General features: G+C 41.8%; 17 protein-coding genes and 1 other RNA gene. 5 read left to right on the forward strand and 13 right to left on the reverse strand.

The window, feature by feature from the left end:
- Nucleotides 1-81: 81 nt before the first annotated feature.
- Nucleotides 82-1755 (reverse strand): formate--tetrahydrofolate ligase, encoded by a 1674-nt coding sequence (locus FFR60_RS09195; protein ID WP_137663915.1) that lies wholly within the window; start codon nt 1753-1755, stop codon nt 82-84.
- 175 nt (nt 1756-1930) lie between these two features.
- Here FFR60_RS09195 and FFR60_RS09200 point away from each other — a divergent pair, with 175 nt between their 5' ends.
- Nucleotides 1931-2131: a cold shock domain-containing protein gene (locus FFR60_RS09200; RefSeq protein WP_088932552.1), complete on the forward strand. Its 201-nt coding sequence runs from the start codon at nt 1931-1933 to the stop codon at nt 2129-2131.
- A 9-nt stretch (nt 2132-2140) separates the two neighbouring features.
- On the opposite strand, the gene FFR60_RS09205 is transcribed toward FFR60_RS09200, so the two are convergent.
- Nucleotides 2141-2572, reverse strand: a complete 432-nt coding sequence (locus FFR60_RS09205) for an EbsA family protein (protein WP_088932551.1) — start codon at nt 2570-2572, stop codon at nt 2141-2143.
- 34 nt (nt 2573-2606) lie between these two features.
- Here FFR60_RS09205 and FFR60_RS09210 point away from each other — a divergent pair, with 34 nt between their 5' ends.
- Entirely contained in the window at nt 2607-2993 is a 387-nt protein-coding gene (locus FFR60_RS09210; protein ID WP_137663916.1) for a ribonuclease HI family protein, read from the forward strand.
- Here FFR60_RS09210 and cls read toward each other — a convergent pair.
- From cls to FFR60_RS09225, 3 genes are all read right to left on the reverse strand, one after another.
- Nucleotides 2988-4448, reverse strand: a complete 1461-nt coding sequence (gene cls / locus FFR60_RS09215) for a cardiolipin synthase (protein WP_088932549.1) — start codon at nt 4446-4448, stop codon at nt 2988-2990. The genes FFR60_RS09210 and cls overlap by 6 nt on opposite strands.
- Nucleotides 4449-4591: 143 nt before the next feature.
- Nucleotides 4592-7225 (reverse strand): alanine--tRNA ligase, encoded by a 2634-nt coding sequence (gene alaS, locus FFR60_RS09220; RefSeq protein ID WP_137663917.1) that lies wholly within the window; start codon nt 7223-7225, stop codon nt 4592-4594.
- 267 nt (nt 7226-7492) lie between these two features.
- Nucleotides 7493-8545, reverse strand: coding sequence for a DUF7278 family profilin-like fold-containing protein (locus FFR60_RS09225; protein WP_137663918.1), 1053 nt, complete (start codon nt 8543-8545; stop codon nt 7493-7495).
- 70 nt (nt 8546-8615) lie between these two features.
- On the opposite strand from FFR60_RS09225, the gene FFR60_RS09230 reads away from it, so the two are divergent.
- Nucleotides 8616-9053: a GNAT family N-acetyltransferase gene (locus tag FFR60_RS09230; protein ID WP_137663919.1), complete on the forward strand. Its 438-nt coding sequence runs from the start codon at nt 8616-8618 to the stop codon at nt 9051-9053.
- A 22-nt stretch (nt 9054-9075) separates the two neighbouring features.
- Here FFR60_RS09230 and FFR60_RS09235 read toward each other — a convergent pair whose 3' ends face one another.
- Both FFR60_RS09235 and FFR60_RS09240 read right to left on the reverse strand, forming a co-directional pair.
- Nucleotides 9076-10425, reverse strand: coding sequence for a DEAD/DEAH box helicase (locus FFR60_RS09235; protein WP_088932545.1), 1350 nt, complete (start codon nt 10423-10425; stop codon nt 9076-9078).
- Entirely contained in the window at nt 10412-11578 is a 1167-nt protein-coding gene (locus FFR60_RS09240; protein WP_137663920.1) for a VanZ family protein, read from the reverse strand. Before FFR60_RS09240 ends, FFR60_RS09235 begins: the two co-directional genes overlap by 14 nt.
- Nucleotides 11579-11692: 114 nt before the next feature.
- Here FFR60_RS09240 and FFR60_RS09245 point away from each other — a divergent pair, with 114 nt between their 5' ends.
- Nucleotides 11693-12007: a hypothetical protein gene (locus FFR60_RS09245; protein ID WP_137663921.1), complete on the forward strand. Its 315-nt coding sequence runs from the start codon at nt 11693-11695 to the stop codon at nt 12005-12007.
- A 12-nt stretch (nt 12008-12019) separates the two neighbouring features.
- Here FFR60_RS09245 and FFR60_RS09250 read toward each other — a convergent pair whose 3' ends face one another.
- The 6 genes from FFR60_RS09250 to FFR60_RS09275 all read right to left on the reverse strand — a co-directional run bounded on the left by FFR60_RS09250 (nt 12020) and on the right by FFR60_RS09275 (nt 16113).
- A complete protein-coding gene (locus tag FFR60_RS09250) occupies nt 12020-12367 on the reverse strand; it encodes a hypothetical protein (RefSeq protein WP_088932542.1) in 348 nt (115 codons plus the stop codon).
- A 110-nt stretch (nt 12368-12477) separates the two neighbouring features.
- On the reverse strand, nt 12478-13125 hold the full coding sequence (locus FFR60_RS09255) for an HD domain-containing protein (protein WP_137663922.1): 648 nt from the start codon (nt 13123-13125) through the stop codon (nt 12478-12480).
- On the reverse strand, nt 13112-14278 hold the full coding sequence (locus tag FFR60_RS09260) for a THUMP domain-containing class I SAM-dependent RNA methyltransferase (protein ID WP_137663923.1): 1167 nt from the start codon (nt 14276-14278) through the stop codon (nt 13112-13114). The genes FFR60_RS09255 and FFR60_RS09260 overlap by 14 nt, the downstream gene beginning before the upstream one ends.
- 417 nt (nt 14279-14695) lie before the next feature.
- Nucleotides 14696-15068, reverse strand: an RNA gene (rnpB, locus tag FFR60_RS09265) — RNase P RNA component class B.
- A 14-nt stretch (nt 15069-15082) separates the two neighbouring features.
- Nucleotides 15083-15487 carry a cell division regulator GpsB gene (gpsB, locus tag FFR60_RS09270; RefSeq protein WP_088932539.1) on the reverse strand — a complete coding sequence of 135 codons (405 nt, stop codon included), beginning with the start codon at nt 15485-15487 and terminating at the stop codon, nt 15083-15085.
- 68 nt (nt 15488-15555) lie between these two features.
- Nucleotides 15556-16113: an SLOG family protein gene (locus FFR60_RS09275; RefSeq protein WP_137663924.1), complete on the reverse strand. Its 558-nt coding sequence runs from the start codon at nt 16111-16113 to the stop codon at nt 15556-15558.
- An 80-nt stretch (nt 16114-16193) separates the two neighbouring features.
- On the opposite strand from FFR60_RS09275, the gene recU reads away from it, so the two are divergent.
- Entirely contained in the window at nt 16194-16799 is a 606-nt protein-coding gene (gene recU, locus FFR60_RS09280; protein ID WP_137664037.1) for a Holliday junction resolvase RecU, read from the forward strand.
- Nucleotide 16800: the final 1 nt, after the last annotated feature.

Consider the following 16800-nt stretch of genomic DNA (forward strand, 5'->3'; position numbering starts at 1 on the left):
AAAATACGAACGTTTTATGCAAAAAAATAGAGCAGCCACTCATTTTAGTGAGTAACTGCTCTATTAACTGTCGTTCAATTTCTAGAATAATCCAATCGCATTGCCCTTTTCGTCGACATTCATGTTTAAAGCTGCCGGTTTTTTAGGCAAACCAGGCATCGTCATAACATCTCCTGTCAATGCGACAACAAACCCAGCACCGATTTTCGGTACGAATTCACGAATCGTCACATCAAAATCAATTGGAGCGCCTAGTTTGCTTGGATCATCCGATAATGAATATTGCGTCTTCGCCATACACACCGGCAGACGATCCCAGCCATATTTCTTGAAGCTGGCTAATTGCTGCTTCGCCTTCTTACTATAGATGACTTCATTTCCGCCGTAGATCTCACGCACGATTGTTTCGACCTTTTCCGTTAGATCATCATGATCTCTGCCGAAGATCGAATGGAAGTTGTTCTCTTCGTTTGCAATCGTATCGACTAACGTTTCAGCCAAATCGATTCCGCCATCTGGACCTTTTTCCCAAACACTGGCTAATTCAACCTTCACGTCTTCTTGTCCGCATAATTCTTTCAGCAAATCGATTTCTTTTTCCGTATCGCTGATGAATTCATTAATCGCAACAACGACTGGTAAGCCGTATTTACGCATATTGCGAATATGTTTCGCTAAATTACTGAAGCCTTCTCTTAATGCCTCAAGATTTTCCGCGCTCAAGTCATTCTTAGCCACGCCGCCATGCATTTTCAAGGCGCGGATTGTCGCTACGATCACGACTGCATCTGGTGCTTTGCCTAGGCTTGGAACTTTGATGTCTAAGAATTTTTCGCCGCCGAGATCCGCACCGAATCCGGCCTCAGTCACTACGTAATCCCCGCAGTGGAGAGCCGCTCTTGTCGCCAAGATACTATTACAGCCATGAGCGATATTCGCAAATGGTCCGCCATGGACAAAGGCTGGTGTTTGATAAATCGTTTGAACCAAGTTCGGCTTGATGGCATCCTTTAATACAAGAGCCAAAGCTCCTTCGACCTTCAAATCGCCGACGGTCACAGGTTCGCGATCAAAGGTGTAGGCCACGACAATATTAGATAAACGATTTTTCAAATCTTCAATATCGGTCGCCAGACATAAAATCGCCATAATCTCACTAGCGACTGTAATGTCAAAGCCGTCTTCCCGCGGCACACCATTGATTGGTCCGCCTAGTCCAACGGTAATATGACGAAGCTCGCGGTCGTTCAAATCCACGACACGTTTCCAAATCACACGTCGCGCATCGATCTTCAACTCATTGCCTTGATGGATATGATTATCTAATAAAGCAGATAGTGCATTATTCGCCGTTGTGATAGCGTGCATATCGCCAGTAAAATGCAGGTTGATATCTTCCATCGGCAATACTTGAGCGTAACCGCCGCCAGTTGCGCCGCCTTTGATCCCCATAACAGGACCTAATGAAGGCTCGCGTAAAGCGATGACTGTTTTTTTACCGATTTTATTTAATGCATCTCCTAAACCGATGGTCACTGTTGATTTGCCTTCGCCTGCCGGAGTTGGGTTAATAGACGTTACAAGGATCAATTTGCCTTCTGGATTCTTTTTCATGCGGTCTAAAGCATCAAATTCGATCTTCGCCTTGTATTTGCCATGTAATTCCAGATCGTCAAAAGATAAGTTGATTTTTTCTGCGACTTCCGTAATTGGCGCTAAAGTCGTTGCTTGAGATATTTCAATATCAGTTTTCATAAAAACTCCCTTTCCCGAACGTTATTCAGAAAAACACACTTTTTTTAATCGTTCTATCCTATTATAACGAATTATCCTGAGAAAAACACCACTTAGATTCGGCAATCTCATTGATTCGCAATTTTTCTCGGCTTCACGTATAATAAAACCAGCAATTGCAAAGGGGTGTTGCGTGATGAATAGTGGCATTGTTAAATGGTTTGATGAGAAAAAAGGGTATGGCTTTATTACCTATGAAGACAATCAAGAGGTTTTTGTACATTTTACCGCTATTGAGAATGATGGATTCAAAACTTTGGATCCTGGTGACGAAGTTGAGTTTGTAATTGTGGAAGGTGCCCGCGGTATGCAGGCAGCTCATGTGAAAAAGAAATAAACGAAAAGATCAGTCCCGGCTGATCTTTTCGTTTGCTTTGATTTCAATTTCAGGATAAAACGCAGCGAAATCTTTTACGAAGGCTTCCCGCTTTTTCTTTCTCATCGCGAAATGAAAGGCGGCGCCGCTAAGACCCTTGCGTTGGATAATCACCCCGTCTTTACAAAGAGTCAGATAGTCAATATGCTCCCGCAGCAGCGTCTCGCGTCGCCAAACTCTGGCATAGCGGACTCTTATTCCCGACTCCTCTAAGTAAAGATAGCGATGAAGGCCCACGATTCCAAATAAGATCGAGATGCCGATAACGATATTTCCCTGTAAGTAGGGATGGGTCTTTTCCAAGGTCAAGATTAAGCCATAAAAAAGCACAATGAAGGTCAGCGACCAATAAATGATGCTGATCGATAATTCTGGTTGCCAAAAATAGTGTTTTTTATCCATTCATATACTCCTACTCTAAAAAAGGATGGTCATTATGTTAAAAGTTTATACCGATGCCGCAACAAATACTGAAAAAAGCGGCGGCGGCATTTTAATTATTTCTGAAGAGCAGCAGCAGCTTGCGATCTCACTAGCTGAAGACAACAATCATCAAGCGGAGCTGGCGGTGATTCTTTATGCGCTGCATTATTTGATCGATCATAAGCTGAACGATCAAACGGTTTTGCTTTATTCCGATAGTAAAACTGCAATAAAAATTTTAGACCAAGGTCAGACAAAAAACAAGCTCTTCCAGCCATATTTATCAGAGTTTAATGAATTAGCGCCGCAATTCCCGCTTTTAGTTCTCCAATGGATCCCGGAAGCAAAAAATAAAGGGGCGGACAATCTTGCCCGCCAAGGTTTGCGAAAAAAATTATAGTACTGGTGATAACAGCCGTGAAAAACGTTGTTTGAAGTTCAGCCAATGGGATTGATTTGCGATCATTTCATCGGTTAATTCGATACAGTTCTCCATATCCTCTTCAAAGATCTTACGGAATAACTGCGCCACTTCTGGATCATAGATAAAGCTGCTGACTTCAAAATTAAGCTCGTAGCTGCGGATATCCTGATTGGTTGATCCAAAGGTAGCCAGTTCATCGTCCACCACGATCGTTTTAGAATGAATAAAGCCGTCCGCGTAGTGATAGATTTTCACGCCCCGCTGATGCAAATAATTCGCGTAGTATTGCGTCGCCCGATAAATAAAAGGATGATCCGGCATATTTGGGATCATGATCCGCACATCGATGCCCGAACGCACTGCGATCAGGATCGCTGAGATCATCGTTTCATCAGGAACAAGGTAAGGACTTTGAATCCAGACACTCTTTTCAGCAGACAAGATCAAACGGACAAAACCGTCTTTGATAATCTGTTCGCTGGAATCTGGGCCATCCGCCACGATTTGCATCGGTACACCCTTTTTGATCTCCTTTTGCGGCAAAACAAAATACTCCGGCAAATAACTCATTCGATCCGCCTTATTGGTCACCGAAGCATTCCAGTCGCGAATAAAAATTTCCTGCAGCGTAAAGCTCGCGGTACCTTCGATTCGGCCGTGAGTATCCCGCCATCTGCCAAAGCGCTTCGATTCCCCTAAATACTGATCCCCAACATTAAACCCGCCAGTCCAGCTGATCTGACCGTCAACTACGACGATTTTTCGATGCAAGTGATAATTCAACCGCGTTTTTGCTAAAATATTTCTTGAAGTAATAAATGGTGTGACCTTCCCGCCGTTTTTGATCAGTGTCTCAAAAAACTGTTTATTGGTCTTAGGCGAGCCCCATGGATCATAGATCATCTTGACCTCGACCCCCTCAGCCGCCTTTTCCTCCAAAATCCGCATAAAACGATTCCCGATCCGGTCATTAAAGAAGGCATAGTATTCAACATGAATCGTACTTTGCGCTTCACGAAGATCGACAAACAAGCGTTCAAATTTGTCCGTTCCATCTAAAAAGAATTCCAATTCATTCCGAACTGCCAATGGTGATTCATCTAAATTCTGGAAATACTTCACCAATGATTTCGTGGCTGGGTAAAGTTGATCCGGTTCATTATGATCGACATGGCGATTATCCTCTTGAATGATTCCGTTGATTTCTTTGACCCGTTCCTCATCCCCTTGTTCGAAACGGTACATTGTTTCCCCATCGATCCCGCGTCCGCAAAACGCATAGATCAGAAAACCGATCACAGGTAAAAAAATCAAGGTCAATAACCAAGCCCAGATCGTGGTGATATTCCGCGGTTTGCGAAAAACAGTAATGATCGCACCCACAGCATTAATAATAAAAACTAGAAAAATAATTTGCTCAATAATTCCCAAATGGTCCCCTCTTTTCAAAAAATACAATCTCTCATTTGAATTATACCGAAATAGCTCTATTAAGAAAAGAAACACGCAATTGAATATTCATTTTCTCATTTGAAAAGGCAGCACCCCAGCGGATGCTGCCTCAATTACATAAATTATGCTAACCAGTTCGCTACCTCTGCTAATGCATCGGATAGACCTGCTGGATTCTTCCCGCCGGCTTGTGCCATGTCAGGACGACCGCCACCGCCGCCGCCAACTTTTGGAGCGATTGCTTTGATCAAATCACCGGCCTTCAAGCCTTTTTCATTCGCCGCTGGACTCATTGCCGCAAGCAGATTGACCTTTTCGCCTTGTACTGTTCCTAAGACTAAGACATCAGATAAGGCTTTTTGTTTCCATTGATCGGCCAATTGACGCAACTGATTCATGTCTTTGACGTTGACTTGTGCCGTGATCACGGTCGTGCCGTTGATTTCTTTCACGTCTTTGAAGACATCGCCAGCCTGTTGATTGGCTAATTTTGTCGCTAATTGTTCATTTTCTTTTTGCAGCTCACGTAATTGCTGCTGCAATTGTTCTGTCTTGCTGACCACTTCTTTGATTTGCGGAGATTTCACGATTTGGGCTACTTGCACCAATTGCTCTTCCTCTTCGCGGAATGCTTCATACGCTTCTTTGCCGGTCAATGCTTCGATCCGACGAACGCCTGCTCCGATCCCTGATTCAGAAACGATTTTGAACAACCCAATGTCTTCAGTGTTCACCACATGGGTTCCGCCGCACAGCTCGATCGACCAATCGCCGATATTTACCACACGCACATCATGTCCGTATTTTTCACCGAACAACGCCATCGCACCCATATTCTTCGCCGTGTCGATATCGGTTTCGATCGTCACCACTGGGATAGCCTCCCAGATTTTTTGGTTGACGATTTTTTCCATTTCCTTCAACTCAACGGCGGTTACTTGACCGAAATGCGTAAAGTCAAAACGTAAATGTTTGTCTGTAACCAATGACCCCGCTTGGTTGGCATGATCGCCTAAAACTTCTTTCAAGGCTTTATGCAGTACGTGAGTCGCTGTATGGTTTTTGATTACTTTATTGCGGAAGGCCGCATTTACTTGCAGGAAGTATTTTTCGCCTTCTTTTAATGAAGCAAGCACTTCTACTGTATGCAGTGCTTGACCGTTTGGTGCTTTCTGGACATCTATCACATTCGCAATAATCTTGCCTGCTTGGTCAACGATGATTCCTTTATCAGCGATTTGTCCACCCATTTCAGCATAGAAAGGCGTTTCGGCAAAGATCACTTGGGCTTCCCCAACATTTACCGCAGATACCACGGCATTGTCTTGCAGGATGACGAGCAGTTCGCTTTCGACTTCTAAATGATCATAGCCGACAAATGTACTTTCTACTTTGATATCACCTAACAAGGCTGTTTGCACACCCATCGATTTTTCTGTCGTCCGAGCTGCACGAGCGCGTTCCTTTTGCGCCTGCATCTCAACGTCGAAGCCTTCATGATCGACTTTCAAGCCCTCATCTTCAGCGACCTCTTCGGTTAATTCCACTGGGAAGCCAAAGGTATCATAAAGCTTGAAGATCGCTTTTCCATCTAATGTTGTTTCATTCTTCGCTTTTAATTCAGCTAACACGCCATTTAGCATCGTTAATCCGTCGTTGATTGTTTCGTGGAAGCGTTCTTCTTCAGTACGAACCACTTTTTCGATGAATGCTTCCTGCTGTTTCACCTCTGGATAGTAGCTCACCATGATTTCGCCAACTACTGGGACTAATTTGTATAAGAAGGCTTCATCGATTCCTAATTTCTTGCCATGCATCACTGCACGACGCAATAAACGCCGTAAAACATAGCCGCGACCTTCATTTGAAGGAAGTGCTCCATCCCCGATCGCAAAGGCTAACGAACGAATATGGTCAGCGATCACTTTGAAGGAAATATCTAACTGCTTATCAGTCGCATATTTCTTGCCGCTTAATTCTTCAACCTTGCCAATGATCGGCAGGAATAAATCTGTTTCGAAGTTGGTTGGTGCATCCTGAATGATTGAGACCATCCGTTCAAGTCCCATCCCCGTATCAATGTTTTGATGAGGTAATGGTTCATAAGTTCCCTGCGGTGTATGATTGAACTCTGAGAAAACTAAGTTCCAGATTTCCAAGTAGCGTTCATTTTCGCCCCCAGGATAATTTTCAGGATCGTCCTCTGCTAAATCGTTAAACGCTTCGCCGCGGTCATAGAAAATTTCTGAATCGGGACCACTTGGGCCAGCGCCTAGATCCCAGAAGTTGTCTTCGATCTCAACGACATGATCCGCTGGAATACCGACCTCTTCTAACCAGATTCGTTTTGCTTCCTTATCTTCTGGATAAACCGTTACGTATAATTTGTCTGGATCAAATCCGATCCAATCAGGTGACGTCAAGAATTCCCATGCCCATTCAATCGCTTCGACTTTGAAATAATCACCGATCGAGAAATTTCCCAGCATTTCGAACATTGTATGATGACGAGCGGTCTTTCCGACGTTTTCAATATCGTTAGTCCGAATCGATTTTTGCGCATTAGCGATGCGGGGATTTTCCGGTACGACACTGCCGTCAAAGTATTTTTTCATGGTCGCAACACCTGAGTTGATCCATAGCAAGGTCGGGTCGTTGACTGGTACTAACGATGCACTTGGTTCGATCATGTGCTCTTTGGTTTTAAAGAAATCTAGAAACATTTGGCGCACTTCAGCGCTTGATAATTTTTTCATCTGTTCTCCTCTTTTCTAAAAAAAATAAAAACTACCACTGCAGTCAAGGACGAAAACTCGCGGTACCACCTTGATTGCAATGATAGTTTGATCATTACCTCTTCAGCTCGCTAACGCTGAGCAGCGTTGATTTTTCAATCAAAAATTGTCGGGAGCAATCTATTCTTCGCAGCGTGCAGCTTTCAGCAATCGTGCACTTTCTGTGGAAGCGTAAGAAATAAACCATATCCTTTTTAGAGTATAGAAAAAAGTCCGTCAAAAGTCAAACTAGAGCTTGATTAAAATTGCCTTGCGGTACAAATACTCACTTGGCGACAGCACTTCTTCGTGGAGCATCGTCGTGTTGTTGCTGAAATAACTGGACAACGGCAGAAAATCAACGATCGGGATGCCTACTTGATTTTTCTTATTCGTCAGCTTCAATACACCGGGATCTTCCGTGATCTCGAAACGTTCCATCGACGTATCGAAAAACAAGCCGAACATATTTGCCTGCTCCATCATTTTGCGAACATTTTTCCCACGATAAGGGTCAGTTACGTTCAGATCGTTGCCCCAGCGGAACAATCGGCGGCTGCCTGCTCCATTGACATATTCCCATTGATCTTCCGTCAATAAGTCAAAATTTTTCTTACGGATTTTTTTACGCAGACTGCTATACGTATGCTTCTCATGACTAAATACATGATAGCTGTCAGAATGAGGCACCATTTCGATATACCAGCGGTCCTCTTTCAAGACATTTTTAGGAAATGACCAAGTCATGCTTTCTTCTGAGGTCAAATTAGGCGATAATACCTCTTTGATTTCTTCTTCATAGGTCGAAAACTGATCCGCTTCGCCGGAAAAGCTTCCGGTCACCGCATCATAGATTCCTAAATAATTCGTTCCAGCCGGCAAGGCATAACGCTGAACGAACATTGGCGGAATCTTAACCTTGCGCAGACTAGTGGTTTTATCATTGATCAATTCCCCCAGCGAATCCACGTCAAAAAAGTTGTATTGACCGCGCAATTCCTGTGGGATCGTAATTTCTTGAGAGTTTGGTGCTGTTTCTAATAAAGATAGGCCTTTCGTTCCTAAATTCCAGCCTAAGATCGCATCTTTGTTTCCGGGAATAAAGACAAATTCCTCTTCATCGATCAATAGCTGAAATGTTTGACACTTGATACCGTACAGATCAAAATCCTTCAATTCAATATCTGAAATCTTCATCAACGGATTCACAAAATGAAGCAATAGCTGGCTTAATAACGTTCGCTTCTCCTTGGGATTCAGTCGTTTCCAATAGGACCAGTCCAATTGATCTAATAAGTTCATAAATCTTTCTGCCTCCTCCAACACTCATATGTTAGAATTATACCATTATCATAAAGAAATGAGGAATGAGATGAAGGAATATTTTGGCGCATCGCCAGAACTACAAGCCGCCGCATTTTATTTACGTTATCAAATTTTTGTTTTAGAACAAAATATTTTACCAGAATTGGAATTCGATAAATTAGATACCCCCGATCGGCAATACCTCGTTCTCTTTGACGAGCAGCAGCCAGTTGCAACTGTTCGCTACCAAAAGCTGGATGATCAAACATTAAACCCCGATCGCTTATGCGTTCATGCGAATTATCGTGATCAGCAGTTAGGTTCAAGGCTCTTAGAATATATCGAAAATCGCGCGATCCAAGAAGGCTGCCGTTATTCGATCCTATCAGCTGAAGTCACCGCCCAGACCTTCTATGAAAAACGCGACTATCATGTCATTTCCGATATTTTCCAAGAGGACGGCATCGCCTGTATCAAAATGAAAAAAACACTTGTATCCGAGTAATCGATGGATACAAGTGTTTTTCTTATGAATTTGAACGTTTTTTATTTTTACGAACGCTGCGTTCTTCTTGGCGTCGCGTTTGACGACGTTTTTGTTTATTCGATTCGGAGATGGCCCGATCAATTTTCTTCTTATAGCCCGGTTTGATCTTTTTCTTAGATTTTTTGACCAATCCGATCAAGGTTGGGTCCAGCTCATCTTTTGATTTTTCGCGTTTTTTACGACGATTGCGATCATAGGTATCGACGATCTCGCCGTTTTTGATTTCCTTCGGCTGGAAAGTCACGCCAGTATTCTCGATCAAGCTAACATCATTTTCATCACTTGGACCGTATAAAGTGATCGCTGTACCAGATAACCCATTCCGCCCCGTTCTGCCGACACGATGGATGAAGAAACTCAAATCCTGCGGTATTTCCGCATTGATAACATGCGATACACCTTCGATATCGATCCCGCGAGCAGCTAAATCAGTTGCTACGACATATTGATATTCCAGATTCTGCACTTGACGCATCACACGCTTACGTTCACGAGGAGAAATATCTCCGTGGATCTTCGCAACTTTTAATCCTTGAGCTTTCAGATAGTTGCTGATTTCATCAACGTGCTGCTTCGTATTCGCAAAAACGATCGCCAGATATGGATGTCCGATCGTCAATAATTGATAGATCAGACGATTCTTGTCTTGACCTTTTGTTGAGATCAGCCAGTTTTCGATCGTGTCAGAGATCACTGCTTTTGATTTGATTTCTTCGATTACTGGATTTTCCATATATTTCAATAGGAAAGGACGCAGTTTTTCTGGAATCGTCGCAGAAAAGACCAGCATTTGTAACTGTTTCGGCAAACGACCAGCGATTTGATCGACCTCCGTCAAGAAGCCCATGTCCAAGGTCATGTCCGCTTCGTCAACAACAAAGTATTCCGCTGTATGAACCTTCAGTGCCTGTTCGTTCATCATATCCAGAATTCGACCGGGCGTTCCGATAGCGACATGAGGCTGGTGTGCTCCCAGCTTATCAACTGAACGCTGTTTATCTGTCCCGCCGACAAAATTTGTTACGCGGATTTCCTGTGGAGAAAATTTAGCGATCTGCACCGCTGCTTGATAGATTTGACTCGCTAGTTCGCGACTTGGTGCCGTGATGACCACTTGCACTTCATCTTTTGCCGGATCAATATTATTCATTAATGGTAGTAAAAATGTATGTGTCTTCCCTGATCCAGTTTGGGATTGGCCGACAACATTTCTTTTCTTTTTGATTAAAGGGATTAATTTGTCTTGAACCGGTGTTGGTTCAGTAAAACCTTTATCCTTAATAGCCTCAAGAATAAACGGCTGGAAATTAAATGATTCAAAAGTTCGCATGTTCTACCTCTTTCTTTAATAACGTACTAATCGTATACGTGTGACTCGCTTTATCATGGAATAGGCGGGTTTTTCTTCTTATGAGAGCATACAATAAGTTGAATAGAAATAAAAGTAAAATTCCTAAACTCATCATGCCGAATGTAACATAAGCAATAAAAACCGAGTGATTATTGGTTGGCAAATGGGTCATGGTATAGTTAAAAATCTGCAGCAAACCATAAAGCAGCAAATAAAACGCGCTGTATCTTTTTACTAAACTCCACAGCCGAATATGTTCTCTATCCTGCTCTACAACCTTGATACGAACGACTTTCTTGCCAATTGTCTGACCGTTCCACAAATACATCAGCAGCATAAAATAGAGCATGACAGCTAAAGTAAAGCTGGCGATCGGATAATTAAAAAGTGCTCTGAGATTCGCTGGTAAAATATTCGTAAAAAATTTTAATAAACTGCTGAGAAAGCCAATCGCGATCCAATCAATCACCAGCGCCACAAAACGTCTCAATAACGTTACCTGCTGACCTTTGGCTAATGATTCCGAATCCAGCTCGCTTCTTGTTGGCAAGAAAAAGGTAAACAACGGTGCACACACAAATCCGAAAGTCCCGCCTAACGTATTATGCAATAAATCATTTACATCGAACAAACGATAAGGCCGCGGATAAATAAAATACAAACCGCTTAATTGGGTCAATTCGAAAAATAAAGACAGCGCAAAGCTTGCCAGTATCGTCTTCCCCAGAGAAAATTTAAAATAATACCGGCAATATACACCAAATGGAAACAACAAAAAAATATTAAAAACAGGTTCAAGGAAAACACTTTGCTTCATTGCAGGCAGATAAGTGTTGGGATTATTCAGCTGCAACACCGTTTGATTGATAAAATTTTCCCATGACTGGAATAAATGCAGTTCATAACACGGACCGGTCATTTGCGCCACAACACTAATGCTTGGCAATGGCAAGATCACTAAGTAATAGGCACATAATAAATAGAAGACAAATGAATACAAAATGAGGCTTCTTAATTTTCCTAATTGGCCGTATTTACGATAGTAATAGATTAAAAAAGGCGCCGTAATCAGCATTGCTAAGAACGGAAACGTGATGATTGCTGCTCTAATTGGAAAAATGTAGCTGTTCATAAAACTCCCTCATTTGATAGAATCTCGTACTGACTATTCGAATCAGCAAGGCTTTTTTTAGTATTGTGGTAAAATAGAAACAAATTCGAAAATTTTTAAGGAGGTAAAACTTGCATGCTTAATCCGCTTTTCGCCTTTGGCGTTCCCGCGGCTCTGATGGTCGCATATATGATTTTCTATTTTGCGAAACGAATGAAAAATAGTGATTATCGACGTTTTGCTTTAACCTTGATTGCAGTTTTTTTAACAACTTTCAGCTATCAAGTCTATAACTATAGCCAAACAGTCATCGCGCTTACTTCGGCAGAAAGTTTTCAAAAAAACTTTGGTTACAGCCAAGGCCGCTTGATCGTCCCGTTTGTACTCGGTGCGATCCTCACCGTGATCAACGTGTACTATCTTTTTCGCCAATTCAGAAAAAAAGAATAACAGGATTTCCTGTTATTCTTCCAAATCAAAGAATTTGATTTCTACATTATCTAATAATTTCAAAGTGTTCAAGTCTAAATTGACCCACTGTTTTGGTACAGGTTGGTAATTGTTATCCTCAAAAGACCTTTCGATTTCATTCAAAAGTTGTTCTGGCGTTCCAAAAAAGCTTCGATCTTTTTCAAGCAAGACATTGATCAATGCCGGATTCTCCACTAAGAAATAATCCTCTTGATATTTATATAAAATCACCTGATACGTTTTGTTCGTCAGTTGACAGCGAATAGCAAATAATCCTTCAGACAATCTTGGCATTTTTTCTAAAACTTCTTCGGGACTCAAGAATTCACGATGCAGCATTCAGAGTTCCTCCTAACCATAAACATTATAGGAGAAAAAGAAGTTCACTGGAAATAATTTGTCTTGCCTCAAGGATTTTTTTACTTTATTCCGCCGTTTTTACTTCACTTTTATGATAAATTCCATTCAGCATAAAAAGTTTCTAAAAAATTTTCCATAAAAGCCTTCCTACGCTGAGCTTCCAATTTACCTGCTTGAGTATTCATCGTTGCCGGCAATTTAAAAAGCTTTTCATAAAAATGATTGATCACTGTGCCTTTTTTACGATAGTCCTGCTTGCTTTTGAACTCCTGCGGGTGAATATTCGGATCATATAAAGGACTTTGTGTATGGCCGCCATAATAAGCAGTCCGCAGAATACCGATCGCTCCTAATGCATCGATCCGATCCGCATCCTGAACGATTTGCCCGGCGATCGTCAAATCAGCCTTTCCCTTCTCAATCTCCTGCGAAAAAGAGATATTTTCGATGATCTCAAAAACTTCTTGTATATTATCTGCAGAAAAATCGAGTTCTTTTAAAAACTTTTTAAGACTCTCTTTTTCAGTATCGACATCGGCAACGATCTTATCGTCGATCACATCATGAAGATAACTAGCCGTCTCAATAATCAGCGTGTCAGAAACGCCCTCTTGTTCAGCAAGCTTCGCCGCAATTTTTGCGACACGCTCCACATGATAAAAGTCATGACCGCTGCGATCGTCTCCCAGCTTTTCCTTTGCATAATTGCGAATGGCTTCTATTTTATTGTTCTGCATCTGCTCTCGGCTTTCTTGGTGGACGCTCGCCCCAATATTGGAATAGATCCGTTCGGATGGCCCCGTTGTATAATTTTCTTTTCTTCGTCGCTTTAGCGCCATAATACTCTTCAAAAGCCAAGTCGCTGGTTAAGATATACTTGCTCCATGTTTTTAATGGACGGAAAACTTCTCCCATCTCATGATACAAAATACGAACCTGTTCTTCTTCACCTAAGCGTTCCCCATAAGGCGGGTTAGCTACGATCACACCATAATTTTTCTCTGTTTTGAAATCTTTGACTGCCCGCTGCTTGAAATCAATTGAATCGCCTAAACCAATCTCTTCGGCATTCGCACGAGCGATCTCGATCATTCGTTCATTGATATCCGAACCTGCGATATCTAATTCAATATCATAATCGGCCGCTTCATCAGCCGCAGTACGTACTTTATCGAATACTGCCGAATCAAACCAATCCCACGCCTCGCATGCAAAATCACGATTAAAACCAGGAGCGATATTGTGACCGATCAGTGCCGCTTCGATACATAAGGTACCTGATCCGCAAACAGGATCATAAAAAGGACGATCCTTGCGCCAATTAGTCAACATCACTAAGGCAGCCGCCATATTTTCTTTTAAAGGCGCTCCACCTTTTTCCAAACGATAGCCTCGTTTGAACAAACTAGGTCCTGTCGTGTCGATGGTCAAAACAACATGATCCTTCAGTAAAGCAACTTCCAATTGGAAAAATGCTCCTGTTTCAGGCAGCGGTACACGCGCTGGTCGATGATACACTTCACGCAAACGCTCAACGATCGCTTTTTTGGTGATCGATTGGCAATCAGGAACACTATAAAGCTTCGACTTAATCGAACGACCTGCCACTGGGAACTCCGCATCCATCGGTAAATAATCCTCCCAAGGAATCGCTTTGACCTTTTCGAACAATTCGTCAAAGGTAAATGCGTCAAACTCGTCAACGATAATCTTTACTCGATCCGCTGTGCGCAACCATAAGTTGGCTGTAGCGATTGTTTCCATGTCGCCTTTAAATCGTGCCCGGCCATTTTCCACCTGACACTCGATTCCTAAATCTCTCAGCTCTTTGCCTACTAACGCCTCGATACCTGCCGCGGCTGTGGCAATCAAATTATATTGTTTTTCCATAAATACTCCTTTGTTATTCATTTATCTTTATAATGCCGTTTATCAAAAATCGAATTTAAGCATAGTTAGATGAACTTGATTTGCAATACATTAATAGTAAGAATTTCTCGTACGCATATGATTCCGCTGATCGCTCTAAAGTGTAAAGTAAAGTCAACTCTTTATCATCGTTGACATACCATTCTGCTAAACCGTGTAATCAATTATTCAATATCGAATTAAGCTCTTTAAACACTGCAAAAAGCAGAACTGGCAACTCGCAGCTAGCTCATTAGTATAGTAGGAATTTTTTCGGATAAAAATTCTTTTATCTTCGTACGCATACGATCCCACTAATTACGCTAAAGCGTAAAGTGGGACTCGCAAAAAAACCTTCACAACGCAAAGTTGGAAGGCACACCCTGAATTGCTGCAATTTTCTGTAAGCCATGTTTTGTACGGCGATCAACTCAGGGAAGTGTGATCGTCGTGGTAATCATCTATCTCCGGCATAAATGCCGTCTCTTTCATCGTTCATTTCCTTAGAAAGAGCGCCCCTACCATCGTTTGGGTTGCTCGCTCGAGGGGTTTACCGCGTTCCACCATTTTGATTTCTCAAAATGCTTCGTCACTGTGGCACTTTCAAGAATACTCAGGCATAGATTACTCCTTAGCCCTTTTTTCTGCCGTTACTCCAAAAGAAGTACCTTAGCTTATGATTTCGCTAAGCACGAACACTACAGACATCTCAGTCTGTGCGAGCATGGACTTTCCTCAGCCTGCGCAAAGCAGACCGCGATCACCCAAAAATTGCATCATTCAAATTTAAAATTGACGAGTCTTTTCGATATCACTCTCATCTTGAGTATAGTTTTGACCAAACTCTGAAGAAGTTGTTTGAGCTGATGCTTGTTGATCAAGCTTCTTGCCGAATACTTCTCTTTCAAGATTGGACAAACGTTTCAAGATGTCAAAGTTCGTAACTGCTGAACTCTTAGGCGCCGCTTCTTTCACACGTGAAGGTGCTGGCTGAGCTTTTGACAGTTGTTCAACTTTTGCTTTCAAACGGTCATTTTCTTCTCTTAGTGTTAATAATTCTTTGTTATAAGCTTCATAATCTTTGATTACATTGTCCAAAAATTCATCAACTTCGATCGGATCGTAGCCACGCATTTTTGTTTTAAATTCTTGCTCCAAAATATCGTTCGGAGTATAGATTACATTCGCCATTTTTCCACCTCATTAGCTCTAATCTTAATTTACTTTCCTATATATTCTAGCTGATATATCAGAGGAAATCAAACACTATCCCCGAAGTCTGAGGAATTTTCTAAATCATCCATCGTGATCGTAAGCAATTCATAAGAATTTCTCTCTTGAAATTTTTCAACATCTGCTAGAAAAAATTTACTTTTGCCAGGATACTCAGTATCATATACGACTAGCGCTGCATCCGTATGCTGCAGCAGAAAATTTACATGATTTTTAAATTGTCCGGGGTTCTGATACGGTTGATGACTGACAGAATCCACATAATCAGCCATTTGTACTAATTCGCTCAAAAGTAACTGATTGTGTTCTTTCCAGTTACTTCCGTATCCTTCGAAGGGAAAAATAATGGCTAGCTTTATTTCTGAATAATCCTGCTTCAATTCATTGATTATCTGTCCAGCCCAAATTTCCGTTCCGAGACTGCCGCTGATCATGACCCACTCCAACCCATTTTCGATTAAAGCTGTCAATTCTCTTTTTAAAACATTCTTAATTACTTGCACACGCGGGTCTTTCTCATTGAAAATTCCCAACTCATAGCTTTGATAACCGGTTACGTATAACCGCTGTATTGTTTCATTCATTGCATTTTCCTTACTTTCACTTAAAAATAAAATATCTTTCGAAAAAATTTGCTATAATAGCTAGCAGGAGTGTGATGAAAATGACCTTTCACTACCCTAATGGTCAACTATTTTCACAAAATAATCCACGAGACCGCTCATTAAAAAAAGAAACGACGTTTGCCAATCGCGGGATGCGCTTTGAAGAAGCAATCAATCAAAGCAACGAATACTACTTAACCCATGATAAGGCAGTTATCCATAAAAAGCCAACGCCGCTTCAGATTGTTAAGGTCGATTACCCCAAACGAAGCGCAGCGGTGATTAAGGAAGCGTACTTTAGACAACCGTCTACTACGGATTATAACGGTGTTTATCGTGGATATTATTTGGATTTTGAAGCAAAAGAAACAAAAAACAAAACCTCTTTCCCATTGAAGAATTTTCATCAGCATCAAATCACTCACATGCAGCAATGCTTGAAGCAAGATGCGATTTGTTTTGTTTTACTATGGTTTTCAAGCTTGAATCGTTGCTTTTTTCTTTCTGCCCAAGAACTGGTAGACTATTGGAACGGACAAGAAAATGGCAAAAAATCAATACCGCTTACACTAATTGAAACAGTTGGTATCGAGATCACACCGCAAATTGCGCCGAGAATCCCTTACTTAGCAGCGGTGGAACAATATCTTGAAAAAAGGAGTTAAT

It is taken from the genome of Enterococcus hulanensis (assembly GCF_005405485.1).
In the GTDB taxonomy this organism is placed as follows: domain Bacteria; phylum Bacillota; class Bacilli; order Lactobacillales; family Enterococcaceae; genus Enterococcus_A; species Enterococcus_A hulanensis.